This is a genomic window from Sneathia vaginalis, assembly GCF_000973085.1.
In the GTDB taxonomy this organism is placed as follows: domain Bacteria; phylum Fusobacteriota; class Fusobacteriia; order Fusobacteriales; family Leptotrichiaceae; genus Sneathia; species Sneathia vaginalis.
This window is the reverse complement of record NZ_CP011280.1, coordinates 670,315-695,186: the sequence shown is the minus strand read 5'-3', so window position 1 is coordinate 695,186 and position 24,872 is coordinate 670,315. Positions and strand designations below refer to the sequence as shown.

Annotated in this window: 20 protein-coding genes; 19 read left to right on the top strand and 1 reads right to left on the bottom strand. The window is 26.6% G+C overall.

Translation table 11 applies throughout. The annotated features are described in order from the left end of the window. Positions 1 to 12: 12 nt before the first annotated feature. Genes cysS through ruvA form a run of 6 tightly spaced genes read left to right on the top strand, consistent with a single transcriptional unit; the run spans position 13 to position 5,321 of the window. A complete protein-coding gene (cysS, locus tag VC03_RS03530) occupies positions 13 to 1,371 on the top strand; it encodes a cysteine--tRNA ligase (RefSeq protein ID WP_046328696.1) in 1,359 nt (452 codons plus the stop codon). 23 nt (positions 1,372 to 1,394) lie between these two features. Then, positions 1,395 to 2,402 carry a rod shape-determining protein gene (mreB, locus tag VC03_RS03525; RefSeq protein WP_237223906.1) on the top strand — a complete coding sequence of 336 codons (1,008 nt, stop codon included), beginning with the start codon at positions 1,395 to 1,397 and terminating at the stop codon, positions 2,400 to 2,402. Positions 2,403 to 2,405: 3 nt separating this feature from the next. Beyond that, the gene (locus VC03_RS06580; protein WP_052727683.1) at positions 2,406 to 3,218 is read left to right on the top strand and encodes a DNA polymerase III delta subunit-related protein; all 813 of its coding nucleotides are present in this window, start codon (positions 2,406 to 2,408) and stop codon (positions 3,216 to 3,218) included. Beyond that, on the top strand, positions 3,219 to 4,028 hold the full coding sequence (locus VC03_RS03515) for a Cof-type HAD-IIB family hydrolase (RefSeq protein ID WP_046328694.1): 810 nt from the start codon (positions 3,219 to 3,221) through the stop codon (positions 4,026 to 4,028). Further along, positions 4,028 to 4,753 carry a glutamate racemase gene (gene murI / locus VC03_RS03510; protein WP_052727682.1) on the top strand — a complete coding sequence of 242 codons (726 nt, stop codon included), beginning with the start codon at positions 4,028 to 4,030 and terminating at the stop codon, positions 4,751 to 4,753. Before VC03_RS03515 ends, murI begins: the two co-directional genes overlap by 1 nt. Continuing rightward, complete coding sequence (gene ruvA, locus VC03_RS03505; protein ID WP_046328693.1) at positions 4,731 to 5,321, top strand: Holliday junction branch migration protein RuvA; 591 nt, start codon at positions 4,731 to 4,733, stop codon at positions 5,319 to 5,321. The genes murI and ruvA overlap by 23 nt, the downstream gene beginning before the upstream one ends. A gap of 15 nt (positions 5,322 to 5,336) precedes the next feature. Here the strand turns inward: ruvA and VC03_RS03500 are convergent, their stop codons facing one another. Continuing rightward, the gene (locus VC03_RS03500) at positions 5,337 to 6,926 is read right to left on the bottom strand and encodes a S49 family peptidase (protein ID WP_046328692.1); all 1,590 of its coding nucleotides are present in this window, start codon (positions 6,924 to 6,926) and stop codon (positions 5,337 to 5,339) included. A 69-nt stretch (positions 6,927 to 6,995) separates the two neighbouring features. Between VC03_RS03500 and VC03_RS03495 the strand changes: the two genes are divergently transcribed. From VC03_RS03495 to VC03_RS03435, 13 genes are all read left to right on the top strand, one after another. Then, positions 6,996 to 7,898, top strand: a complete 903-nt coding sequence (locus tag VC03_RS03495; RefSeq protein ID WP_237223904.1) for a DMT family transporter — start codon at positions 6,996 to 6,998, stop codon at positions 7,896 to 7,898. A 174-nt stretch (positions 7,899 to 8,072) separates the two neighbouring features. Beyond that, entirely contained in the window at positions 8,073 to 8,630 is a 558-nt protein-coding gene (gene hpt / locus VC03_RS03490; protein ID WP_046328690.1) for a hypoxanthine phosphoribosyltransferase, read from the top strand. After that, positions 8,614 to 9,387 carry a 16S rRNA (adenine(1518)-N(6)/adenine(1519)-N(6))-dimethyltransferase RsmA gene (rsmA, locus tag VC03_RS03485; protein ID WP_046328689.1) on the top strand — a complete coding sequence of 258 codons (774 nt, stop codon included), beginning with the start codon at positions 8,614 to 8,616 and terminating at the stop codon, positions 9,385 to 9,387. The genes hpt and rsmA overlap by 17 nt, the downstream gene beginning before the upstream one ends. Beyond that, complete coding sequence (locus VC03_RS03480; protein WP_046328688.1) at positions 9,380 to 9,622, top strand: DUF4911 domain-containing protein; 243 nt, start codon at positions 9,380 to 9,382, stop codon at positions 9,620 to 9,622. The genes rsmA and VC03_RS03480 overlap by 8 nt, the downstream gene beginning before the upstream one ends. Beyond that, a complete protein-coding gene (locus VC03_RS03475; protein WP_046328687.1) occupies positions 9,622 to 9,864 on the top strand; it encodes a KH domain-containing protein in 243 nt (80 codons plus the stop codon). The genes VC03_RS03480 and VC03_RS03475 overlap by 1 nt, the downstream gene beginning before the upstream one ends. A gap of 1 nt (position 9,865) precedes the next feature. Beyond that, entirely contained in the window at positions 9,866 to 11,116 is a 1,251-nt protein-coding gene (locus tag VC03_RS03470; RefSeq protein WP_046328686.1) for an adenylosuccinate synthase, read from the top strand. Between the two features lie 37 nt (positions 11,117 to 11,153). After that, positions 11,154 to 11,810 carry a deoxynucleoside kinase gene (locus VC03_RS03465; RefSeq protein ID WP_084710352.1) on the top strand — a complete coding sequence of 219 codons (657 nt, stop codon included), beginning with the start codon at positions 11,154 to 11,156 and terminating at the stop codon, positions 11,808 to 11,810. Further along, positions 11,810 to 16,084 (top strand): PolC-type DNA polymerase III, encoded by a 4,275-nt coding sequence (locus VC03_RS03460; RefSeq protein WP_046328685.1) that lies wholly within the window; start codon positions 11,810 to 11,812, stop codon positions 16,082 to 16,084. Before VC03_RS03465 ends, VC03_RS03460 begins: the two co-directional genes overlap by 1 nt. Positions 16,085 to 16,092: 8 nt before the next feature. Continuing rightward, positions 16,093 to 18,396, top strand: coding sequence for a PD-(D/E)XK nuclease family protein (locus tag VC03_RS03455; RefSeq protein ID WP_046328684.1), 2,304 nt, complete (start codon positions 16,093 to 16,095; stop codon positions 18,394 to 18,396). Then, entirely contained in the window at positions 18,386 to 21,049 is a 2,664-nt protein-coding gene (locus tag VC03_RS03450) for a UvrD-helicase domain-containing protein (RefSeq protein WP_046328683.1), read from the top strand. Before VC03_RS03455 ends, VC03_RS03450 begins: the two co-directional genes overlap by 11 nt. Before the next feature lie 34 nt (positions 21,050 to 21,083). After that, a complete protein-coding gene (locus tag VC03_RS03445; protein ID WP_046328682.1) occupies positions 21,084 to 22,334 on the top strand; it encodes a glucose-1-phosphate adenylyltransferase in 1,251 nt (416 codons plus the stop codon). Next, a complete protein-coding gene (locus VC03_RS03440) occupies positions 22,331 to 23,650 on the top strand; it encodes a glycogen synthase (RefSeq protein ID WP_046328681.1) in 1,320 nt (439 codons plus the stop codon). Before VC03_RS03445 ends, VC03_RS03440 begins: the two co-directional genes overlap by 4 nt. 62 nt (positions 23,651 to 23,712) lie before the next feature. Continuing rightward, positions 23,713 to 24,864, top strand: a complete 1,152-nt coding sequence (locus VC03_RS03435) for a DUF819 family protein (protein ID WP_046328680.1) — start codon at positions 23,713 to 23,715, stop codon at positions 24,862 to 24,864. The last annotated feature ends 8 nt before the right edge of the window (positions 24,865 to 24,872 follow it).

The window sequence follows — 24,872 nt, the reverse complement described above, 5'->3', positions numbered from 1 at the left end:
AAAGGAAAATATATGAAAATATACAATACTCTTACAAATTCTATACAAGAATTTATACCATTAAAAGAAAATGAAGTAAAAATGTATGTTTGTGGTCCAACAGTATATAACTATATTCATATAGGTAATACTCGCCCTATAATCGTATTCGATGTATTAGCTAGACTTTTGACATATAAGGGATATAAGGTAACTTATGTACAAAATTTTACAGATATTGATGATAAGATAATTAAAAAAGCTAATGAAGAAAAGAGTTCTTGTCAAGAAATAACAAAAAAATATATAAATGCCTTTATGGAAGATACAAGTAAACTAAATCTTTATCCAGGGATAATAAGACCAACTGTAACAGAAAATTTAGATGAAATTAAAAATTTAATACAAAAGTTAATAGATAAAGGTTATGCATACAAAAAAGATAATGATATTGTATTTTCTATTGATAAATTCAAAGATTATGGTAAATTATCTAAACAAAAACTTGACGAATTAAATCAAGGTGTTAGAATAGAAGTTGATGAAAATAAGAAGAATCCTTTTGACTTTGTTTTATGGAAGGGTAAAAAGGAGAATGAACCATATTTCAAATCAAGCTTTGGAGAAGGTAGACCTGGTTGGCACATTGAATGTAGTGCTTTAATTCATAAATATTTAGGTGATAGAATTGATATACATGCTGGTGGACAAGATTTAATATTCCCTCATCATGAAAATGAAAGAGCACAAAGTATATGTGGTATTACAGGTGGTGCTGAATTTGTTAATTATTGGATGCATAATAGCTATATTACAATAAATTCAGAAAAAATGAGTAAGTCTTTAGGTAATTTTATGCTTTTAAAAGATGTATTAGAAAAATATGAAGGCTATGTAATAAGACACTTCATACTAACTTGTCATTATAGAAAAAATCTAAACTTTTCATATAGTGACCTTGATATATCTAAAAAAACACTAGATAGGCTTACAACTACAATGGAAAAATTTAAATCATATAACAAGGGAGTTAAACCTGAGGTTCTAGATAATTTAATTAAAGAATTTAAATCTAACTTTATTAGCTCATTAGAAGATGATTTAAATACTCCTAAAGCCTTATCATATATTTCAATTTTTACTAAGAGTGTAAATAAGCTTTTAAATGATGATGTAAATGTAGAAGAAGCATATAATGCACTAGTTGAAATGTTGAATATCTTAGGTATTAACTTACCAATAAAGAAAAAAGACGATAATGATATAGTTGATAATTTAATAACTCTATTAAAAAATGTTCGTAATGAGTTAAGAAATCAAAAAATATATAATCTATCTGATAAAATAAGAGAGGAGTTAGCTAAGCTTGGAATAAATATTAGCGACAAATAATGAGTATAAGAAAATTTTTTAGAATGCTAAGAATTAAAAAAAGTATATCAATAGATCTTGGAACTGCTAATGTATTAATCTATGATAGACAAAGAGAAAAAATAGTTTTAAATGAACCATCAGTAGTTGCACTAGATAAAAAAACTCGTAAAGTTATAGCTGTTGGTCATGATGCAAGAGAAATGTTGGGAAAAACTCCAGACAGTATACTTGCAATTAAACCATTAAAAGATGGTGTAATTGCAGATCTTGATGTTACAAAAGAAATGTTAAACTATTTCATAACTAAAATATATGGACATGCTATATTTAAACCAGAAGTAATGATATGTGTACCATTAGAAGTTACATCAGTTGAAAGAAAAGCACTATTTGATTCTGTAATTGGAGCTAAGAAGATATATATTATAGAAGAAGGTAGAGCAGCTATTATAGGTTCTGGAATAGATATATCTAGACCTTCTGGTCACATGGTTGTTGACATAGGTGGTGGATCAACTGATATTGCTATTTTATCATTAAATGAAGTAATAGCATCAAGATCAATTAGAATTGCTGGTAATACTTTTGATAATGACATAGTTAGATATATAAAGAATAAGTATAGCTTACAAATTGGAGAAAGAGCAGCAGAAAATATTAAAAAGAATTTAGCAACAGCACTACCTAAAGAAAACCCTAAAAAGATGCCTGTTAAAGGTTTAAATATTGACTTAGGTACTCCTGAAAGTCTAGAAATTAGTGAAAATGAAATCTATGAAGCTATGAAAAATTCGCTTTATGCAATAGTTAATACAGCAAAAGAAGTTCTTGAAAAATGCCCACCAGAATTAGCAGCCGATTTATTAGAAAATGGTATAGTAATGACAGGTGGAGGAGCATTAATAAAGGGATTTGCTGATTTAATTGCAAGTGAGGTTAGAGTTAAAGTATTTGTTTCAAAAGCACCACTTGATGCTGTAGTATTAGGTGGAGGTTATGCGTTTGATAATCAAAAACTAATCAAAACATTGCAAGTAAAGGAAAATTAATATATGATTTCTAGCACATATTTATTACACTCTGATGAAAGAGTTAATTTAAAAGATTATGCCCTTGATTTTTCAAAGAAAATTTTCAAAGACTTAAACTTAAATATATTTAGTGAAGATATAGTGTACTATGAAAATATTAAAATTGATAATGTAAGGGATATAATTTCAAATGCAAGTAAGAGTTCTTATTCTGGTATCAAGGTCTTTATACTTAATTTAGAAAATATTAGAAATGAAGCTATAAATGCCTTATTAAAAATAATAGAAGAACCACCTAAGGATACATATTTCTTGCTTTTAATAAAGAAAGTAGAATACTTACCTAAAACTATTGTTTCTCGTTCTATTAATATGTATATAAGACCAAAAAGGTTTGAATGTAGCGAGGATATATATCATTTGTTTGATGGAAATGAGGGATATATAAAAGAGTTTTTATCATCTGATATAAAGGATATATCTATATACAACATAAGTGATAACAATGAGGTAAGTTTAAATATTAAAGAATATTTTGATGACAAGACTAATCTTGTTAGTAAAATAAAGTATGAACTAGCAATTAGATATATTGTTTTTAATTTAAAGTTTGAAAATGCTATTAATAAACTAGATGTAATACAAGATATTTGTGACATTACACTAGATAGGGCTTATGCAAAAGAATTTTTAAATCGTATACTAATAGTTGCTAGTCAGAATATACAAATAAATAAGTTAATATATCTTACAAATTTAAAAAATAGTTTGAAAAATAATGTGTCAATTAAGCATTGTATATATATTTTTTTGAATGAATTAATAGGAGGTTAAATGTACAAAACAATAATTACAGATTTAGATGGAACACTTTTAAACACTAATCATAAGGTAGATGATTTTACAAAAGAAACATTGGTACAACTATACAATAGAGGTGTTAATATAATATTAGCAACTGGTAGATCGTATTATGATGCGTATCGTGTTAAATTGGATTTGGGACTTGATCTTCCTATGATAACATCAAATGGTGCAACACTATTTGATAGCGATAATAAAGAACTATTTAGATATAATCTTGATAGTAATGTGTGTGAGTATATATTAAATTTAGACTATAAGCAATTTGGAAAAGATATAATATTAAATACAATATGTGAAGAAAAATGGCTTTTACATGATAAAATTGATAAGGGTCATAGATTAAATGAATGGGTTGAAGAAAGTTGGAAGTACATATATTCTGGTAAAAATGATATAAATACAAAAGGTGTATCAAAATTTTTCTTCTTCGGTAATCATGATGAATTAGTTAATCTGCAAAAACACTTACAAGAAAAATTTGGAGATAGATTTAATTCAGCATTTACATTACCATTTTGTTATGAAGTTTTTAGCAAAAATGCAAGTAAAGGTATCGCTTTAAAGAAAATAGCAGAACTTAAAGGATTTAACTTAGATGAAGCAGTTGCATTTGGTGACGGTTTTAATGATGTTGAAATGTTAAGAGAAGTAAAAAAAGGCTATGTTATGTCTAATGCTAGTGAAGAATTAAAAAAATTCCTAACAGATATAGAAGAAGCTGGATACAATAAAGACAGTGCAGTTGCTAAGAAAATAAAGGAGTTGTTTAAGATATAATGGCAATAGGAATATTTGATTCAGGTCTTGGTGGCTTGAGTGTATTAAAATATGTACTAGAAAAGTATAAAGATGAAAGAATAGTATATTTTGCTGATACACTAAACTTTCCATATGGTACAAAGTCTACCGAAGAACTTATAGGCTATGGTAGACAAATATTTGATTTCTTTTTGGAAAATAATGTTACAGAAGTAATAATAGCATGTAATACAGCTAGTGCAACAATGTTACCTACACTAGAAAAAGAATATAGCATCCCTATAATAGGTGTAATTAAACCTATATCTGAGTATATAATTCAAAATGATATAAAGGATATAACACTAATTGCAACACAAGCTACTATAAACTCAAATGCCTATGATGCACTTTTAAAAGATAGAATAAAAAATAAGGTTGCACTACCAGAACTTGTAAAATGTGCTGAAAATATGGATAAGATTGGTGCAAAAAAAGTTTTAGAAGAAAATTTAAAAGGTATTAATATTAACTATATGATATTAGGTTGTACACATTTTCCACTTTTAAAGGATGTAATATTAGAAGTATTCCCTAATGCTAAACTAATTGATCCAGCAAAAAAAGCTGTTGAAAAATTACAAGTAAAAGAAGATAAAGGTGGACTTGTATTGTACACATCATCAGATGCAGATAGTTTCTATAACAAAGCAAAAATAATATTAAAAAGGACTGATTTAGATGTACGATTACATAAGTGGTAATTTAGTAACAAAGGCACTTGACTATGCTTGCATCGATGTTAATGGAGTAGGATATATATTATACATACCTTTTAAGACATATGAAAATTTAAATGAAATTAACTCATTTGAAAAATTATACACATATCTACATGTAAAAGAAGATGACATGAGATTATATGGTTTTAAGACTATAACAGAACGTAGTATATTTAAAAAAGTAATATCTGTTAGTGGTATAGGACCTAAAATTGCACTTGCAATTTTATCTGTATATACTCCAGGTGAAATTTCGAGTATGGTTCTTAGTGATGACTATAAGATGCTATCAAAAGTTAATGGATTAGGAGTTAAAAAGGCTCAAAAATTAATAATAGAACTAAAAGATAAGCTAGATGATATTGAGGCTAGTGAAACTAATACATTTAAACTTCATATTGTTAAAAATGAAATTAAGTTAGCACTTGAAGCACTAGGCTATGTAAAGTTAAAAATTGAAGACTACATTACTGATGAAGAAATTAATGAAGTTAGAGATAGTGGTAAATTAATGAAAGAGATACTAAAAAAATTATCTAAGAAAAAATAGGGGGCGACCCCTATTTTAATATATAGTTTCATCAAATAGTAGTAAAGGCTTATTTAAATACTCATCATATTTTAAAAGTGGAATACTAGATTTGATGTATGTTTTAACATTAAATTTCTTATTAATTTTAACTAGTCTATAATCAGGAAGATTTAAGTATTTTTGCATTTCTTCTATAACTTCACCTATATTTTTTATACCATCAACAAGACCGTTGTATCTTGCATCTTTTGCAATAAATACACGTCCTCCAGCAATATTTTCTAATCTTCTATCAGACATATGTCTTGCCTTAATTACAACATTTTTAAATTCTCTATACACACCATTCATATGATCATATATTCTATCTATAGTATCAAATGATAAATGTTCATAAAGATTACCATATTCTAGTGTCTTTCCTTTTTCTAAACCTGAATAATTGATATCTAATTTTTTAGCTAATTTTGAATATGTTGGATATATACTAACAACACCTATAGACCCTGTAATTGTACTACTATTTGCAAACATTTTTTTAGCAGTTGATGCAATAAAGTATCCACCAGATGCACATACATCTTTCATTGAAACAAATATAGGTACTTGTACATTTTCTTTTATATAGCTATATATCAAACTTGATTCATAAGCAGAACCACCTGGAGAATCAATTTCTATTACTAAGCCTTTTAAATTATCTATTTCATTTATCTTATCAATCTTGTATTCTACTTCTTCTAAAGATAAACCTTTCTTAGAAATTTGACCTTCAAGACTAATTAGTCCTATTACATTTTTTGATTTATTTTTCTTTTCTTTAAAATTGTAATTTGTAATATCTATTAGATAGTCATCATCTAGAAGCTTATTTTTATTCATTCTACCATCTATTAATTTTTCAGAGTAATTAAAGAAATATTCACCTTCTAATAGTTCATTTGATATATCTACACCTCTTCTTTCTTTTACAAAAGATATGAAGTTATTTAATCTCTCATCAAAAATTTTTGTTAAATTTTCTTTTAAATTAGGACTCATAGATTTTCTTGTATAATTTTCACCCATAGCCTTGTAATCACCTATATGTATAGCTTTTACATCTATTCCTACTTTATCTAATAGTCCTTTTAAGTAACTTATCTTTCTATAATATCCTTGTAATAATAGGGTAGAATTAATTGTATTTTCTAGATATATCTTATTTGCTAATAGAGCTGTATAATAGCTATTATTTGTATACATTGTTGATATAGCAATTACTTCTTTTTCCTTATTTAATTTTTTAAATAGGGGGTAAAGTTCTTCAACCTGAACCATAGAAAGTTTCATTTTATCAATATCAAGAATTATTTTCTCTATTTTCTTATTATTCAATATATCATTTAATTTTGCATAAAGTACATCAAAACTAGAGCTTTGTTTTAATGGATTTTTTTCTGTATCATATTTAAAATCTTCTAAAGTAATTAATATGGTTTTTGCCTTTTTAGGTTTACACTTATCTTCTTTTTTGTCATTATGTGACATTTTAAATATTAATATACTAAGTATAATTAAAAGAATAATGACAAAAATAGCTGTAATAAGGCTAGATATTAATGTTAATAAAAATAATTTCATTTTTCCTCCTTGTTTTTTAATATGGTTTATTATATCATAAAAATATATTTTAATGAAAGAGGTGGTAAGGTGAACTACGGTTGGCTTTTAATTACAATAGGAGCTACTATGTGGGGTATAGATGGTGTACTTTTAACACCTAGATACTTTATGTATGGTTTTTTTGATGTTAGATTTATTGTATTTATGTCACATTTTGTACCAACTATAATTCTATCAATTCTATTTTGGAGACAATACAAATATTTAAAAACTTTTAAAAAGAATGACTTCATATATTATGGACTAATTTCCTTATTTGGAGGATGTATAGGGACTTTAGCTATAGTTAAAGCATTACAATTAAGTAATTTTAGTTTAAGTATGGTAACACTAATACAAAAATCACAACCAATATTTGCAATTATACTTGCATATATTCTGCTTAAGGAAAGACCTAAGAAAAAGTTCTATATTATACTTGTAATTACTTTAGTTGCTTTATACTTATTGATATTTGGACTTAAAAATCCTTTATCTTTACCTAAACAAAATTTACAAGCAGCTATTTATTCATTCATAGCAGCAGTATCGTTTGGTAGTTCAACAGTTTTTGGTAAAAAAATAGTATCTAAACATTCTTTTTTGACCACAACATTTTATAGATTCCTATTTACAAGTATTATAACATTTTTCATCCTTCTATTATTCCCACTAAATACTATTGCTTCATGCAAGCAGTACTTTAGTAATTCAAACATCTATATATTAACAGTAATAATTGCAGTGTATAGTTTGATTGGGTTAATAATATACTATAAAGGAATGATAACAACAAAGGCTACATATGCTACTATTTGCGAATTAGCATATCCACTAACATCGGTTGTAGTAGAAGCATTAGTATTTAAACACTACTTGAGTGTAATACAATTGATATCTGCGACTGTATTAGTTTTAGCTATTGTATATTTAAATTTAAATAAAGAATAAAGTTAGCAAAAATACTTGCACACGTTAGTGTTTTGTGCTAATATACCATTAAAGAGAGTACTTCCTTAGTGCAGAAGCATGATGAGTAAAGGCTCTTTTTTTGGAATATATTCAAATGACAAAAATGTATAATTGTGATATAATTAAAAAAATAAATTGGAATTGAGGAGAAAGATGGCTAAGAATTGGGAAGAACACATTGTTAAAACACTAATTTCTAGGGAACAAATAGCGACTAGAGTAAGAGAATTAGGTGAACAAATTACTAATGACTATAAGGATGATGACGCTCCTTTTGTAGTGGTTGGAATTTTAAAAGGTTCTGTTGTATTTATGTCAGACTTAGTAAGAGAAATTAAATTACCATTAACTATGGACTTTATGGAAATTTCAAGTTATGGAGATAATTTTACTACATCTAGAGAGATAAAGATAATAAAGGACCTTGAACACAGTGTAAGAGGTAAGAATGTACTTGTAGTTGAAGATATAATAGACTCTGGATTAACTTTAAAGAAAATATTAAAAATGATAGGTAAACGTGAACCCAAGAAGGTTATACTTTGTACCTTATTAAATAAAGAAGAAAGAAGACAAGCAGATGTTGATGTTCAATATATAGGCTTTGATATACCTGATGAATTTGTATCTGGTTATGGATTAGACTATAAGCAAGAATACAGAAACATACCATATGTTTGTGTTTTAGATATACATGAAAACAAAGAATAATCATAAATTTAAGAAAAAGTATGGTCAAAATTTTTTAGATGATAAAGAGCTTTTAGAAAAAATTGAATCTGTAATTTCATTAGATAAAGATACAAGTTCAGTATTGGAAATAGGTCCAGGTAGAGGATTTCTAACTGGTATGTTGATTGATAATTCAAAAAGTGTAACGTCATATGAAATTGATGATGATTTGATACCATATTTAACAAATAAGTTCTCAAGCTACACTAATTTTAACTTGTGTCATGAGGACTTTATGAAAGCTAAAATAAGTGGTGATCATTTAAAGGTTATTGCTAATATTCCGTACTATATTACTTCACCTATCTTGCAAAAATTAATTGAAAATAGAGATAAAATAGATGAAATATACTTAATGGTACAAAAAGAAGTCGCTCAAAGAATATGTAGTAATGATGATGTTAGTATATTAACACATTCTGTAAACTTTTTTTGTGAGTCAGAATACCTATTTACGGTTAATAAAGAATATTTCACTCCAAAACCTAAGGTAGATTCTGCATTTATTAAGCTTTCTGTTAGAAAAAGTGATAAGTATGAAGATAAAATTGATAGTAAAAAATATTTTAATTTCTTGAAATTAGCTTTTTCAAATAAGAGAAAGACCTTAGTAAATAATTTAAAAGGATATTTTGATAAAGATTTACTTGAAACAAAAATAAATAAAAATATACGAGCAGAACAGCTTAGTATAGATGACTTTATTACTTTAATTAAGGAGCTACATTATGACTGAATATGAATACATTTTAAGAGTAGGTAGAGAAAATATTGATATAGTTAACAAGATAACAGAAGCATATGAGGGCATAGGAAATGTTAGAACTATGGATAATGTTGATGGAATAGTAAAAATACTGACAAATTCACATTTTTTAAATGATATTGATGAAATGTTAGAAAAAATATATAGAGTCTATGGTATAAAGATTGATATAATAGATAAAAGAGAATGGCAAGGTGTAATATAATGAGTAAATATCTAAAAACTGTTTCATTTTGGATAGATGAACTAATACAAGATAAAGACAAATATGAAATTAAAGAAGAAACACAAGGTAAAAACCTTAATATATATGTAGATGTTCAAAAATCATGTATGGGTAAAATTATAGGTAGAAATGGTAATATAATTACAGCAATAAGAAATCAAATTAATACTATTTCTAAAAAAGATAAGATGAATGTTAAAATCATAGTTAAGGACATTTAATATGGAAGAAAATTTTAATACCTATGTAGTAATGGGACTACAATGGGGTGATGAAGGTAAAGGTAAAATAATCAGTGAAATAGCAAAAGACTCTGATTATGTTGTACGTTATCAAGGTGGTAATAATGCAGGACACACTGCATATTTAGATAATAAAAAATATAGACTAGATATGTTACCTTTAGGAATATTAAATACTAAAGGGAAATGCATATTAGCACCAGGTATGTTCATAGATATAGAAAGTTTGTTTGATGAAATAGCTTTTCTTGAAAAAGAAGGTAAGACTATACATAACCTATATATCGATGGTAGAGCACAACTAATAATGCCTTACCACAACTTATTAGCTAGTTTGAGTAATAAAAAGACTAATGTTGCCTTATGCAATGAAGATAAATTCATGAAAGTCGGCATAAGAATGGCTGATCTTTTATCACTTGAAACTTTTTCTAATAAGTTACTGCATAATATTAAAGAAAAGAATGAAATTCTAAAAAGCTATAACGAAGATGTTTTAGATTTTTCATATATAAATTCAAAATATGAAGATTATGCAATGAATTTAAAAAATATAATAATTGATTCTACAAGTGAAATAAATAAAGCTATCAATGAAGGTAAAAAAGTACTTTTTGAAGCATCAGAATCTATGATGTTAGATGTAAATTTTGGAACTTATCCTGATATTTCATCAAATATTACAACTGTAGCAGATGTTATGGTTGGAGTAGGGGTTGCACCTAATAAGCTAAAAAATATTATAGGTGTTTTCAAACCATATAGTACAAGAGTAAATAAGGGAATTTTACCAACAGAAATTGTTGGACAAGTTTCTAATTTTTTGCGTGATAGAGGTAATGAATATGTTTCTGCAACAGGTGCTGCAAGACGTTGTGGTTGGCTTGATTTAGTAATACTAAAATATGGTTGCATGATAAACGGTATAACTAGCCTTTATATGACAAAATTAGATGTACTAACAGGATTAAAAAAGATAAAAATAGCTATAGGTTATGAAATAGATGAAAGAATTTACCAAGTATATCCAATAAATTATGATGAAGCAAAGGAAATTAATATACTATATAAAGAATTTGATGGTTGGGATGAAGATATTAGTAATATCACTGATTATGATGATTTACCATATAATTGTAGAAGATTTATAGAATATATAGAAGGGTATTTAGAAACAAAAATAGAACTAATATCTGTTGGTGCTAAAACAAATCAAAGTATAAAGAGATAATAATAGCCCATATTGGGCTTTTTTTTTAGGAGAAAATATGAGTTATTACAAAGATTTTTTTGAAAGTATTAAAATTAAGGAGGAAATAATGAAGGGGACTATATGTATAGAAGGTGTTGTAGGTGTTGGGAAGACTACATTAGGTAGATTAATTGCGAAGCGTTATGGAGTAAATCTTTATGAAGAACCTGTAGTCAATAACCCTATACTAGATAAATTTTATCATGACAAGAATAGATGGAGTTTTACATCACAAATTTTCTTTTTAAATAAAAGATTTAAAATGATAAAGGATGCAAGTAAAAAGAATGCTTGTGTTTTAGATAGATCAATTTATGGTGATGTAATATTTAGTAAAATGCTTGTTCATGATGGATTTATGACTCAGGAAGAATTTGATATATATGAAGAACTTTTATACAACATGCTAGAACACGTAGAAAAACCAAGACTTATGATATATCTTGAAACTTCAGTTGACTGTGCAGTTGCTAAAATTAAAAAAAGAGGAAGAGACTATGAACAAATAGTTCCAAGACAATATTGGGAAAATCTTGATAAGAATTATAGGGAATACTTTAAACACTATAATCTTTCTGATTTAATTGTAATTAATGTAGATAATAGAGATTTTTTAAATAATCCTGAAGATAGAGAATATGTATTTGAATTATTAGATAAGAAGTTGAAATAATGTTAAGAACAAAGATAATAAGACCATATAAGGGAATAGAAAAGGCTTTTGGACTAGATAGTCTAGAAATTGTAGCCGTTAAGGTTATTCCCTCACATATTAATGAACTATTAGTTAAAATTAAAGTAATAAATGCTAGTAAGATAGATGACTTTTTCAGATTAAATAGACTTATCACTAACTATTTATCAGAATATGAAAATAGTTATAAAACAGTATATTACATAGAGTTTGATAAAACTGCTAGCTATTTTGACGTAATTAAATATACTATAGCACAAATGACATTAGAAAAACCTGGTATAGTGCCTCTTCTATTAAACTATGAACTAATTACTGACATTAGTGGTATCATAGTTAAATTACCTTCTAAACTACAAGTCAAAGAATGTTTAGATAATATGATAGACATTGAATTGAGAAAAAAAATTGAAAAGATTTATCCCGATAGAAAAGTATCTATTACTTTTAAAGAACAAGGGGAAAAAGAAAAAGAAGTAGTTGAAAAAAAGAAAGTTGAACCTGAAAAAGTTTTAATAGTAGACTTATCTGTTGGTAAATTTATTGAATCTAGTGGTGAAGTATTTGATATTGTCGAAAAAGAAATTAAAACTAGAACTGGTCTTTTTAAAAAGATTCTAACTTTCTATATCACTGACTACAATACCTCATTATCTTGCCGTAAATTCTATAATATAGACGACAATATTGGAATTTCAATAGGAGATATTGTTACTGTAAAAGGGACTTACAAAAAAGATGACGCCTATACAAGAGAATATTATGTAGATACAAAAAGTATAGTTAAAACAGGTGTTGCAAACCATGAAATTGTTGATACTGCACCTAAGAAAAGAGTAGAACTTAATATTAAGACTAATATGAGTGAAATGTATGCGAATATAAATCCAAAGAAATTATCTAGTATGCTAGAACATATCGGATACACCTCATATGCAGTAGCAGATATTGGTGTTGTGCATGCTTTTCCCTTCCTATACAATAATAGTAGTGAAAATATGAAGGTCATATTTGGAGTAGACGCATTTATGGTTGATGATGCTGAACAATTAGTTGTAAATCCAAGTGATAATAGTATAAAAGATGAAACCTATGTAGTATTTGACATTGAAACTACTGGTTTGTCACCATATAATGATAAGATAATAGAAATAGGGGCTGTTAAGGTTAAAAATTTTGATGTAATAGATACATATTCAGTATTTATTAACCCTGAAATACCCTTATCAGAATTTACAACACAACTTACAAGTATAACAAATGAAGATGTTAAGAACGCTAAAACTATAGAACAAATACTACCTGAATTTCTTGAGTTCATAGGTCAAGCTACACTAGTTGCACAAAATGCAAAATTTGACGTTGGATTTATGTATGAAAAGAGTAGACAATTAGGTATTGATGTTAATTTTAAATATATCGACACTATACAGTGGGCAAGATTAACTATACCAGATCAAAAGAAATTTAATCTTGATGCCTTATGTAAAAGATTTGGTGTAGTAAATGAACATCACCATAGAGCGATAAATGACGCTGAGGTTACAGCTAAAATTTTTAAGTGCTTAATGGAACTAGTAATAAAAATGGGGGCTAATACACTAAAAGATGTTAATAATCTACATATAGATAATAAGATAGCACCTGTAAAAAAGACTACAATACTAGTTAAGAATAAAAGAGGATTAAAAACACTATACAAGCTAATTAGTGAATCATTCCTAGACTATTTTGGTAATTCTAAACCAAGAATACCTAAGAGTATACTAACAGAAAATAGAGAAGACTTTTTAATTTCACCATCACCATCATATGGTTTTAATGAATCTGGTGAATTAGTTGAACTATACTTTAGAGGTCTTCCTAAGGAATATATAGAACAAAAAGCAAAATACTATGACTATATCCAACTATTACCTGTTAGTTGCTATGAAAAAGAAATAAAAGAGGGGGAAGTTAGTAGCGAAGAGCAAATACAAGAAATGAATCGTTACTTCTATACCCTTGGTAAAAAACTAGGTAAAAAAGTTGTTGCTGTTGGAAATACCATGTATATGCATCAGTATGAGTATAAGTCAAAATCAGTATTACAAATTGCAAATGCAGATTTTAAAGCAGCTAAGTATAACGCTAATGCCCATTTTAGAACTACAACTGATATGTTAGAAGAGTTTAAATATATGGGTGAAGATGTTGCTTATGAAATAGTTGTAGAAAACACAAATGATATATCTGATAGTATTGATAGAATACAACCTATACCTAGTGGATTTTATCCACCTAAAATTGATGGTGACAGGGAAATGGTTAAAAAATTAACCTATGATAAAGCATATGAACTATATGGTGAAAATATACCTGAGTTAATCAAAAAAAGAATAGAAAAAGAATTAAATGCAATAATAAATAACGGGTTTGCTGTTCTATACTTAATAGCTCAAAAACTAGTTAAAAAATCAGTAGATAATGGATACCTTGTTGGTTCAAGAGGATCTGTTGGTTCATCTATAGTTGCATATTTAATGGGAATAACTGAGGTTAATGGTTTATCACCACATTATAGATGTCCTAATAAGGAATGTAAAAATATTGAAATATATGATCTTGAAACATCAGGTGTAGACTTACCAGAAAAGAATTGTCCTAAATGTGGTACAAAATATATACGTGATGGACACGCTATACCTTTTGAAGTATTTATGGGATTTAATGGTGAAAAAGTACCAGATATAGACCTTAATTTTTCTAGTGAATATCAAAGTGAAATTCATAAATACACTGAAGAAATTTTTGGTAAAAAATTTGTATTTAGAGCTGGTACAATTTCAACAACAGCAAAGAATAATGCAATAGGTTACGCTAAAAAATATTATGAAGAAACTTTAAAAGACTTTTTAAAGAAAGAATCTATAAAAAAATTTGGTGTTTTTGAAAATACACCAATACAAGATAACTTTAGAGATACCTTACTAAAAAATGAATTAAGTAAAAATATGGCTGAAATAGTTAGACTAGCTAAATTAATAGAAGGTACTAGAAAAACAACAGGACAACACCCTGGTGGTATGGTTGTAATTCCTAATGATATGTCTGTATTTGACTTTACACCAATACAAAAACCTGCAAATGATTTAACATCAGATTCTACAACTACGCATTTTGATTATCACGTTATGGATGCACAACTTGTTAAATTAGATATATTAGGACATGACGATCCAACTACCTTAAAAATATTAGAAGATTTAACTGGTATAAGTCCATATACATTACCACTAACAGATCCCAAAGTATTAAGCCTATTTACCTCAACAAAGGCACTAGGTGTAACACCTGAACAGATTGGTACTGAATTAGGGACAAATGGAATACCTGAATTTGGAACTAACTTTGTTAAGGAAATGCTAAAAGATACAAAACCTACAACATTTACTGAATTAGTACGTATATCAGGATTATCACATGGTACAGATGTTTGGTTAAATAACGCAAAAGACTATATTAATGCAAATGTTGCAAGTCTTAGTGAAGTTATTACCGTAAGAGATGACATTATGAACTATTTAATCTTACAAGGTATGGATAAGAGTTTAGCATTTAAGATTATGGAATTTGTAAGACGTGGTAAACCATCAAAATTAAAAGAACAATGGGAAGAATACAAAAAGGAAATGCGTAAATCTGGTGCAAAAGAGTGGTATATTGAATCATGCGAAAAAATTAAGTATATGTTCCCTAAAGGACACGCTGTTGCCTATGTTATGATGGCAATAAGAATTGCATACTTTAAAGTATACTATCCACTTGAATTTTATACTGCTTACTTAAATAGAAAAATTTCATCATTTACCATGAGTAAAATGTTTAAACCCGTTGAAAAATTAAAAGAACGTTTAAAAGAACTAGATATGATAGCGAATAAGAATGCAAATGATAAAGCAGAATTTGCCTTACTTGAAATTTTAATAGAAATGCATTACAGGGGTATAGAGTTATTGCCAGTAGATTTAGAAAAATCTGCTGCAAGGTCATTTATAATAAATGATGGGAAAATTAGAATCCCCTTTATAGGCATAGACCAATTAGGAGAAATAGCTGCTACTAATATAGTAAAGGCTAGACAAGTAAAGGCATTTACATCTCAAGAAGATTTAATGAAAAGAGCTGGAATCAATAATTCTGTAATGGAAACATTGAGAAAGTATAATATAATAACAAACTTATCACTTACAGAACAACAAACTTTATTCTAGGAGGAATAATGATAGAATATATTTACCACGATATTACAGAAAAAATTAATATACAGGGTAATGATAATACTGAGCTTGTTTTAAATAACAAGCTCGAATTATATAATTTCTTTGATAGAATACATATAACTAAAAAGATTGATTTAAAAGAAGAAAAAGAAGTTATCTTCTTCTATAATTCCCTTGATAATCAAGATAAAAAGCTTTTTAATATAAAGGAATATTTTGACTGTATAGATATTGCATACAATTTCTATAATTTAATGCAAGATATACACAATAATATGATAGAAAAAGAAGATATAGTTAATATATTAGATAGTTGGCAAGAAAAATATATAGATACAATATATAAAATAGATGCGAAGATGAAGTCTAATAAAAAATATTGTCCTAAATATTTAAAATATTTTGATTGTCATATTGTAAATAACTATACAAAACTTTACTTAATTAATATCTTTAATATATCGAAAAGAGAAAAAGAAATTTTAAATAATCTTGGTATACCTGTAGAGTTTCACCTATATGTCAGTAAAGAAGATTATGATGAAACAAATAATATTTTAAAAAATATTACATATAAAAAAATAGATAATGTTAAAGCATATTCATTTAATAATACCGACACATTTTTAATATATTTAACTCAATACCTACAAGATAATATTCAAAGAAAAGAAAAAATCAGTCTTGTAGATTTTTCTGATAATAAGAAAATATATAAGCAGGTTTCGCAAAATTTACTAGACTACAAAATTGATAGAAAGTTTAATATTTCAAAGACTGTTACCTTATTAAATCATATATATAATATACTAGAAAATAATAATTTAATATATCCCATATTTTATGCAGTTCTAGATAAAGACTTTGTTAATTTTTTTGAAATTAAAAAAGATGAGATAGAAAAGATTAATTCATATATGGAAAATTCTAAAAAGTATATAAACACAGATTTAATAGATAAAATTCATAGTACTAGTCTTGATGAAATATATGATAGGATAATAGATACGTATACAGATGAAGCAAGTATCTTTGTTGAAGCTCTTACAGAAATAAATAGCATAAAAGATTTTGAAGGATTTAATATATCAGATGATGAACTATTTAATTTAAAATTATTAATCAAGTATCTAAATGATAAACCTTTCAAAAAAGAACTAGCTAGTACTAATTTTTCTTTCTCAACTATTAATAATGTAGAAAAAAGTGATGAATTAATTTTACTTAATTTACAAGATGACTTATTGAAAAAAGAGAATAATTTCATACTCTCTAATCTGCAACGTTCTAAATTAAAATTAAGTAATAATCTAGATATGAAATATGAGAAGTACTATCCATATATTCGAAAAATGTATAATAAAAAAAGTGTCTTACTCTTTTTTATACAAAATATAGAAGAAGATATAGAAGTTTGTTCTGTTTTTAAAGATCTTATTTACCAAACTAACATAGATATTAAAAATATTTCATATACACCAAAGGAAAAGATAGACTTTTTAAATTCTGCATATAGTCCTAGAAATATTGAGAAAAATGAAATATTCTTAACAAAAAAAGATAATATTACGTTAAATAATGAATTTGATAATATACACATTAATGCATACAACTTCTATGAATTTATGGAATCGAATATAGAAATATATTTCTCAAATCTTTTAAAGAAAAATAAGATAAGAGACATTAATGTAGATGAAATTTCAATAGGTGCTAATGTAATAGGAAATATTGTACATAAAATCTTTGAAATTGCTATTAATAGAAAAGAGTACAATAATCTTGATAAAATAAAAGACGAAGTACTTGAACAATACCGTTCGTATATTATAACCGATTACTTCAATCTATATAACACACTTTTATTCACACCAGTTTTAAGTGGTATTTTAAAATTTTTAAAAGATAATATGGAAAATAACCTATTATCAGAAATAAAACTACTATTAGACTATAAGAATTTAAATATTAATATAAGACAAGATATATTAATAGAAAGTGAAAATGGTGTAGATATAGTGGATATTAAAACAGGTAAGTATAATAAAAAAATTGATAAACATCAAAAGTATCAGTTAATGGCATATAGACTCTTTAATGAATTAAATGGTAAGAACATTAATGATACCTATCTATACTTTCCGTTTAATAAAAATAGTGTAAAAGAAAATGAAAATATTACAGTAGTAGAATTAAATAAACGTATAGATGAAATAAATAAATTAACTAAAATAGAAATGGATGCTAAGGATATTAACTACGGTCTAATAGATATTTTAAGGGGGTCAGATTATGAAATGTGATATAATAAGTGCTAGTGCTGGTACTGGTAAGACATATACAATGGCTATAAAATATCTTTTAGCCTTAAATGAGGGTGTAAATTTTGAAAATATATTAGTAATAACTTTTACAAAAAAAGCAACTGCTGAAATTAGAGAAAGAATAATAATATTTTTGAAAAAAATAATATTTAAAGAACCTGGTTATGAAGATATACTAGCTAGTATGTCTACACAAATAGACTATAAAAATCTAAAAAAAGCATATGAAAATATGTTAAAGAATTCTGAAAATATTAAAATTTTTACAAATGATAGCTTTATTAACAAAATTTTTACTAAAACTATTTGCCCTAGATATAATATATATAACTTTGAAACAGAAGAAACTAATTCAGTAGAATATCTAAAAAAATTATTGAATGCTTTAGTCTCTAATAAAGAATATTTTAAAATTTTTAAAACTTTCTATAACCTAGATGAAAACTCTAAAGAAATTGATAAATACTATGATGTAATTAATAATATCTTAGAAAATAGACCTAATATATATAATTATCTTGATGATTTATCAAATGTACAAAGAGAAAGAGTAGAAGATTTTTGTGAAATAAAATGTGAGATTATTCAATATCTTAGTGATAAAACTAATCTTACAAAATTAGCTAAAAGTTTTTTAAGTGCTAATAATATAACTGAGCTTGAAGACTTTACAACTTCAGGTCTAGTATCAAGAGCAAAGAATGAATTTGAAACATATTTCAAAGAAGAGTTAGTGCCTAAATTAGCTAAAATTTATATTAACGAGGTCATAATACCATATAATATAGCGTATAAGAAATTAGCTAAAATCTGCTATACTCTTGATGAAAAATTAAAATTTAACTATCATAATTTCACATTTTCTGATAAGGCTTTTTATACATATAAGTATAATATAGATCCTGTAGATGTATTTCCAAATATAGATATTATCATGATAGATGAATTTCAAGATACAGACCCTATACAGTTTGAAATTATCTTACGTCTTGTAACATATGCAAAAAAACTTTTCATAGTAGGAGACGAAAAACAAGCTATTTACTCATTTAGGGGAGGGGATGTAAGTCTATTTAGAAATCTTGAAAATATATTATCTGATAGATTTAAGGATATATCAATAAAAAGATCTACATTAACAACTTGCTATAGAAGTACTAATAATATAATAGACTATGTTAATAACTATTTTAAAGATATACCTAATTTTAATTATGATAAGGTCCTATGTAAAAAAACTGGTGGTTATGTAAAAGTCTTTAATAACGATGACCTTATTAACCACTTAGTAGAAAATAAGCTATACACCAATACCGCTATATTAGCAAGAACAAATAGTGACCTTGATGTATATAAAAAATATTTAGAAAAAAATAATATACATTATGAATCTATACAAAGTATAAGGCTATATAACGATAAAAATGTCATAAATCTAATGTACTTAATTGACTATCTAGTAACAACTAATAGTTATTCCTTATTTAAATTTTTAAGATCTGACTTAGTAGGATATACATTAGAACAAATAAAAGAAATAATTAATGGAAAAAAAGTATTAGAAGTAGAAAAATTAAAACTAGCAAAAAATAATTTTAAAAAAACATATTTAAAACTATTTGGTTATGGAATTAACTATGATAATGAAGATATATTGAATATAAATAAATTTTTAAATCTAGTTGATCAGTATCCAAATTTAAAAGAATTTTATGACTACTTCAAAACTAAGGGTAAAAATATTTTAAAAGATAGTGCTAGTATAGAAAATGGTGTTAGCCTAATTACTATGCATAAGTCTAAGGGTCTAGAATATGATAGTGTTTATGTACCTGTAAAATATAGTGAAGAAAACTTTGCTAAATTTACCCTCGTTAAGACAGAGGATAATGTAATATTCTTAAAAAAGAAAAAATATATTGTTCTTACTCAATTTGAAAAATATATAAATATTTATCAAGAAAAAGAAAAGTTAGAATTCTATAACCTAATATATGTAGCCCTAACAAGAGCGAAAAAGAACCTAATTATTATCCCAGATAAAAAAAGCCTAGGAATATTTTCAGACTATGAAATAGGTAAAATAGAAAACAGTGATATTGTAGAACAAAATACTAGTACAGCTATGTTTACAAATAAAGATTTCTTTGGTGTTACGGAGTATAAGAAAAAAAATTATGAGAACACCTCAATTTCTAAGGAAATAAGTAGAAAAAAAGGTCTTGCTGTACACTATTTCATGGAAAATATTAAGACTAAAAAAGATATAGACTTTGCTTATTCTATGTTTTTGAGAAAATATGCTAATCTTGTTGGTCCAATATTAACTGATAAAATCTATAAGGCATGTACAGAGTATATAAAAAAATATGAACATATATTTGCTGACCAATTTGAGGTATACAATGAATATGAAATAGAAGATAGTATGGGAAATAAATTTAGAATAGATAGAATGAATGTTGATAGAAAAAATAATGAAATAATAATTTATGACTATAAGACTAAAAAAGATGCAGAATTATCAGAAACTTACCAACAACAACTCGACAATTATAAAAATATAATAGAGAATACAGAAGAATTTAAAAATTTTTCTGTAAAAACCAAAATTTTGTCTATTATTTTTTAAAAAATGTGGTAAACTAAATGTGAGGAGTGATAATATGGAAGTACTTGCAATGATTTTAGCTGGTGGTAGAGGGTCAAGATTAGACATTCTATCACAAAATAGAGTAAAACCAAGCGTCCCATTTGCTGGAAAATTTAGAATTATAGATTTTGCACTAAGTAATTGTAGCAACTCAGGAATATATAATGTTGCACTTTTAACACAATATTTGCCCTTATCGTTAAATGAACACATAGGTGCAGGTAAACCATGGGATTTAGACAGACGTGATACATCTGTTACACTATTACAACCATTTCAAAATGCTAGTGGATCAATAGAGTGGTATCACGGTACAGCCGATGCGATAAGACAAAATATTAGATTTATCCGTCATCAAATGCCTAAATATGTACTTATTTTATCAGGTGACCACATATATAAGATGAATTATTCAAAAATGTTAGAAAATCATAAGAAAAATGATGCAAGTTTAACGGTTGCTGTACATAAAGTTCCTGAAAATCAAGCAAAAAGATTTGGAATATTAGGAACAGATGAAACAAATCGTATAACTTCATTTGAAGAAAAGCCAAGTAAACCTAAGAGTAATCTTGCTTCTATGGGTATATACATTTTTAACACTGAAATCTTATTGGATTATCTATTAGCATCAAAACAAGTTGAACTTGACTTTGGTAAGGATATAATACCAGAAATGCTTAAAAACAATGAAAAAGTTTATGCACACTACTTTGAAGGTTATTGGATGGATATTGGAACATACGAATCATACCATGAAGCTAACCTAGACTTAATAAAAAAATCTGAAGAAGTAGGGATTAACCTATATGATAAAGATTGGAAAATTTATACAAAAAGTATAAATTCTGCACCAGTTAGAATAGGTGAAACTGGAAGTATAATTAATTCGTTGGTTTGTGATGGTTGTAAAATTGAGGGTAGAGTTGAAAATTCTGTATTGGGTCCTGGAGTAACAGTTAGAGTAGGATCTACAGTTACAAACTCTATAATATTTGAAGGAACTTATGTATCGGAAAATGCACATATCGATTATGCTATAATTGATAAATATGTAAATATAGGTAAATTTAGTTTAATAGGATATGGCGACGATTACACACATAATATAGAAAAGCCAGATTTACTTTATACAGGTCTTAGTGTTTTAGGAAAGAACACTATGGTGGGTGATAATGTAATTATCGGACGTAATATTAGAATTTATTCTAATATGAAAATAGATAGTAATACTAAAATAAAGAGCGGAGAAACAATAAAATGAAAATTCTATACTTATGTTCGGAGGCTTATCCATTTGTAAAAACAGGTGGACTAGCTGATGTAATGTATGCATTGCCAAGAAAAATGAGAGGATTAGGACATGAAATTTCCTTATTCCTTCCTAAATATGATTTAATACCAAAGGTATATAAGGATAAGATGAAATATGTTAATAGCATACAAATACATGATGAAATATATAATCTATATACCTTAGTACAAGATGGAATTAATTACTACTTCATTGAAAATAGAACATTTTTTGAAAGAGGACATATTTATGGTGATCTTGATGAGGATGTACAATATACTAATTTTTGTGAAGCAATACTAAAGTTCTTAATTAAATTAGGTCTTGAATTTGATGTAATACACTGTAATGATTGGCAAACAGGTGTATTTCCATATTTTATGAAAACAAGATACCATATTCCTACAAAAACAGTATACACTATACATAACTTACTATATCAAGGTAAATTTAATAATTATTCTTTCAATAAGTTAGGATATATGACAGATAGATATAATCTTAATTTTATGGAAATAGGGATAGAATACTCAGATGTTGTGAATACTGTTAGCCCTACTTATGCAAAAGAAATAAAATATCCATACTTTGCACAAGGACTCGAATGGATAACAAATAAGAAAAATATATTAGGTATATTAAATGGAATAGACTATGACTACTATAAGCCTATAGATAATAAAAAAGAATATAAGACAAAATTATTAAATACTTTTAACTTACCTGATAATGGCAATATGCTAATTTGTGTCATATCACGTTTAGTTGAAGGTAAGGGAATTGATTTAATAGTAGCAAGGCTAGAAGATATCCTTATACACGATAAAATTTCTGTAATAATAATAGGAACTGGTAATAAATACTATGAAAACTTCTTTAGCTATTTAGAAAGTAAATACCCTGATAAGATTAAAACATATATGGGTAATAGTGAAGAATTAGCATTACTTACATATAAAGGTTCAGATTGTCTTTTAATGCCATCAAGATATGAACCTTGTGGACTATCTCAAATGATAGCAATGAGATATGGAACTGTTCCTATAGTTAGAGAAACAGGAGGATTAAAAGATACTGTTAAAGCATTTGACACTGGAACGAAGAAAGGTAATGGCTTTACATTTTCTAATTTCAATGCCGATGATATGCTATACACTATACGATATGCCAAAAAAATATATTTTGAGCAAAAAGAAAACTTCAATATCTTAAGAAATAACTGTTTAAATACTGACAATTCTTGGAATATTGCTGCAAAATTATATGAAAAACTATATAAGAATTAAAATATTGACAAACCTTCATATTTATTATATCATTTGATGTATTAAATTTATGGAGGTTTTTCATGATACTTGGAGATAATATTTGGACCTTATGGTCTATAATCCTCGTTATAACAGCGTTAAGTATTTATTTGGAACAAACATACACAGTAGCAGCAAAAATTAGTGGAGCTATTATTGCATTAGTTTGTGCTTTATCATTATCAAACTTAGGTATTATACCAATAGAATCTACAGTATACGATACTGTTTGGTCATACATAGTACCACTAGCTATACCATTACTTTTATTTCAATGTAATCTTTTACAAATATATAAGCAAAGTCAACGCCTTATTATAATATTTTTACTAAGTTCAGTAGGAACAACAGTTGGAGCAATTGTAGCATATGTATTACTACATAAATATATTCCTTCTCTTAATTCCATTGCTGGTGCAATGACTGCTTCATATATAGGTGGAGGAGTAAATTTCGTAGCAGTATCAACTAGTTTAAAAATAGATCCAAAACTAGTTTCTGCAACTATTGTAAGTGATAATCTATTAATGGTACTATACTTTTTAGTATTAATTACTATGCCTAGCTTAAAATTCTTTAATAAGCACTTTAAAAGAGAGTATACAAAAGAAGAAGAAAGTTGTATAAGTATGGAGAATAAAAAAGCTTCAATTAGCTTAAAGGACTTAGCATTATCTTTTGCTGCTAGTATAGTGATAGTTACAGTATCATTTAAAATTTCTGATATAATCTTAGGTGATTTTAATAATAGCTTTGCATTATTTATAGGTAATAAGTACCTAATACTTACAACAATTAGTGTCTTATGTGCAACAGTATTTTCAAAATTCTTTGAAAGCCTATCTGGTACACAAGAACTAGGAACATTTTTAATATATATATTCTTTGTTGTAATAGGTATTCCTGCATCAGTAACATCTATTATTAAAAATTCACCATTACTTCTAGTGTTCTGTTTGATAATAGTTGTAATAAACATGATAGTAACTTTATTCTTTGCTAAAATACTTGGATTTAGTTTAGAAGAAGCCATATTAGTTTCTAATGCTAATATTGGTGGACCTACTACAGCAGTTGCTATGGCAATGTCTAAAGGTTGGAAGAAATATGTAGCACCTATTATGTTAGTAGGAACTTTAGGGTATGTTATTGGAAACTATGTAGGATTATTCATAGGATATCATTTAGTGTAAAAAGGAGT

What these genes read in the sequence shown, in the direction of transcription:
- murI (WP_052727682.1), top strand. Translation starts at nt 4,028, where the DNA reads ATGGCAATAGGAATATTTGATTCAGGTCTTGGTGGCTTGAGTGTATTA.
- ruvA (WP_046328693.1), top strand. Translation starts at nt 4,731, where the DNA reads ATGTACGATTACATAAGTGGTAATTTAGTAACAAAGGCACTTGACTAT.
- mreB (WP_237223906.1), top strand. Translation starts at nt 1,395, where the DNA reads ATGCTAAGAATTAAAAAAAGTATATCAATAGATCTTGGAACTGCTAAT.
- VC03_RS03460 (WP_046328685.1), top strand. Translation starts at nt 11,810, where the DNA reads ATGTTAAGAACAAAGATAATAAGACCATATAAGGGAATAGAAAAGGCT.
- VC03_RS03455 (WP_046328684.1), top strand. Translation starts at nt 16,093, where the DNA reads ATGATAGAATATATTTACCACGATATTACAGAAAAAATTAATATACAG.
- VC03_RS03440 (WP_046328681.1), top strand. Translation starts at nt 22,331, where the DNA reads ATGAAAATTCTATACTTATGTTCGGAGGCTTATCCATTTGTAAAAACA.
- VC03_RS03450 (WP_046328683.1), top strand. Translation starts at nt 18,386, where the DNA reads ATGAAATGTGATATAATAAGTGCTAGTGCTGGTACTGGTAAGACATAT.
- VC03_RS03470 (WP_046328686.1), top strand. Translation starts at nt 9,866, where the DNA reads ATGGAAGAAAATTTTAATACCTATGTAGTAATGGGACTACAATGGGGT.
- VC03_RS03475 (WP_046328687.1), top strand. Translation starts at nt 9,622, where the DNA reads ATGAGTAAATATCTAAAAACTGTTTCATTTTGGATAGATGAACTAATA.
- VC03_RS03480 (WP_046328688.1), top strand. Translation starts at nt 9,380, where the DNA reads ATGACTGAATATGAATACATTTTAAGAGTAGGTAGAGAAAATATTGAT.
- rsmA (WP_046328689.1), top strand. Translation starts at nt 8,614, where the DNA reads ATGAAAACAAAGAATAATCATAAATTTAAGAAAAAGTATGGTCAAAAT.
- VC03_RS03435 (WP_046328680.1), top strand. Translation starts at nt 23,713, where the DNA reads ATGATACTTGGAGATAATATTTGGACCTTATGGTCTATAATCCTCGTT.
- VC03_RS03515 (WP_046328694.1), top strand. Translation starts at nt 3,219, where the DNA reads ATGTACAAAACAATAATTACAGATTTAGATGGAACACTTTTAAACACT.
- hpt (WP_046328690.1), top strand. Translation starts at nt 8,073, where the DNA reads ATGGCTAAGAATTGGGAAGAACACATTGTTAAAACACTAATTTCTAGG.
- VC03_RS03445 (WP_046328682.1), top strand. Translation starts at nt 21,084, where the DNA reads ATGGAAGTACTTGCAATGATTTTAGCTGGTGGTAGAGGGTCAAGATTA.
- VC03_RS06580 (WP_052727683.1), top strand. Translation starts at nt 2,406, where the DNA reads ATGATTTCTAGCACATATTTATTACACTCTGATGAAAGAGTTAATTTA.
- VC03_RS03465 (WP_084710352.1), top strand. Translation starts at nt 11,154, where the DNA reads ATGAGTTATTACAAAGATTTTTTTGAAAGTATTAAAATTAAGGAGGAA.
- VC03_RS03500 (WP_046328692.1), bottom strand. Translation starts at nt 6,926, where the DNA reads ATGAAATTATTTTTATTAACATTAATATCTAGCCTTATTACAGCTATT.
- cysS (WP_046328696.1), top strand. Translation starts at nt 13, where the DNA reads ATGAAAATATACAATACTCTTACAAATTCTATACAAGAATTTATACCA.